General features: G+C 31.1%; 1 protein-coding gene. It reads right to left on the bottom strand.

Translation table 11 applies throughout. The annotated features are described in order from the left end of the window. Positions 1-374 precede the first annotated feature (374 nt). Positions 375-1,304, bottom strand: a complete 930-nt coding sequence (locus AC1DMU_RS29435; RefSeq protein ID WP_088061516.1) for a DMT family transporter — start codon at positions 1,302-1,304, stop codon at positions 375-377. Positions 1,305-1,731: the final 427 nt, after the last annotated feature.

The following is a 1,731-nucleotide window of genomic DNA, read 5'->3' as shown; positions in this document are numbered from 1 at the left end:
GTTAGTTTGTCTAGCATCTAAAAATAAAAATTGACGTTTCACGTTGTTTGTTTCGTTCAGTTTTCAAAGAACTACTCGGTCGCTCATTTGCGACTCCCTTATGTTAACATCTTCATGTTTCAATGTCAACTAAGTTTTTCATTTTGTTTACCGCGTTCTGCATTATTGCATCGGCGACTTGTTCTATATTACACCTCTATAGCCTAATCGTCAACACCTTTTATTCAATTAATAATAAAAATAATTCCAAAGTTATTTTCTATATTAGTTTCAGTTATTTAATTCCTCTCATTCAATGAAAATAATGAAAAGGACATCCTATTACATACAAAGCGTCCTTTCCATTAAACATTATATACATGCTCTTATAAACTTTAACATTCTTCATTCTCTTTAATATTTTGATCGTCTGATATAAATAAATCAATTAGTTTACGTTTATCCGCCCATATCACTCCAAATAAAACTAAGCTGCCACCTATTACTATTCTCCGCGTTAAAGATTCATTTAATAGAACAATTGAAGCAACTATACTTATTAACGGTAACGCATTTAAATATAATCCACTTACTGATGCCGAGACTGTCTCTAATGCTCTATTCCAAAACCAATACGCTAAAATTGTTGCCCCAATAACAAGATATATTACACTAAACCCTGTCTTCCATGTTTCGATTTTTGGAAAACCATAATAAAAAGTTTCTGCCATTGCAAATGGTAATAGAATAACAGCTCCAATAATTAAAGTTAATGTTGTAAAAACCTTGTTTGATAGATACTGTTCTTGTTTTGGTCGTTTCAGCAATACTGTATAGAAAGCAAATAAGAACGTACTTAATAAAATAAGGATATCTCCTATTAAAGATACTTCTTGATCGACATTACTAGATGGAATTGTAATAAGAAGTACTCCGATAGCCCCCAATACAATACCGATCCAATAATTAAGCCGAATTTTTTCTTTCAAAAAGAACGCCGAAAAAAGAATTGTAACTAAAGGTAAAGCAGCATCAATAATACTAACATGCAATCCACTTGTTAAAGAAATACCGTAGGATGTGAACATAAAATACCCAGATACGCCAGTAAAAGATAGTAAACTCATTCTTTTCCACGGGACCTGTTTATGTACAAATGATCTTTTTAATTGTTTAAATGAGAATAGTAAACAGATTCCACCAGCTAAGAAAAGGCGAATAAATAACAAAGTAAATGGCTGAATAGATTCTAATGCCCACTTTGTTGGCGCAATGGCTATCCCCCATAATATAACAGCCACTAATAACATGCATATTTCTTTCATAATCCCCCACACCCATCAAAAAATATATGTTAACTATCTTAATTATAGATTTTTTCTTATGTAAAATCCTTTAAAAATGAAAAACCGTTATGTGAAAAACAACTAAATAGCTATTTTCCACATAACGGTTTCATATAAAAAGTAAAATATTTTAGTCATTCCACGACTCAATTAATACAAAAAGGTAATTCTTACCTTAACCTAACATTTAAATGTATTACTTTATTATCTTTTATGGCATTATCGTTCAAAATTCATTTTAAACAGTCTCTATTTCATCTTTTTTCTTCTTTAGCGTCATTCAATTTATGGATTATGAAATTTAGTAAATAAAAATAAGCACAAAAAAACCTAAGTCGAATCGACTTAGGTTTTTGCTTGGCGACGTCCTACTCTCACAGGGACAAGGTCCCAACTACCATCGGCG

The sequence above is a fragment of the Bacillus sp. 01N45 genome, from assembly GCF_056399205.1.
Note: the sequence above shows the minus strand (reverse complement) of the source record. Positions and strands in the feature narration are given on the sequence as shown.

Bases quoted from the DNA above. Each gene is read 5' to 3' on its own strand.
- AC1DMU_RS29435 (WP_088061516.1), bottom strand. From the start codon at position 1,304: ATGAAAGAAATATGCATGTTATTAGTGGCTGTTATATTATGGGGGATA.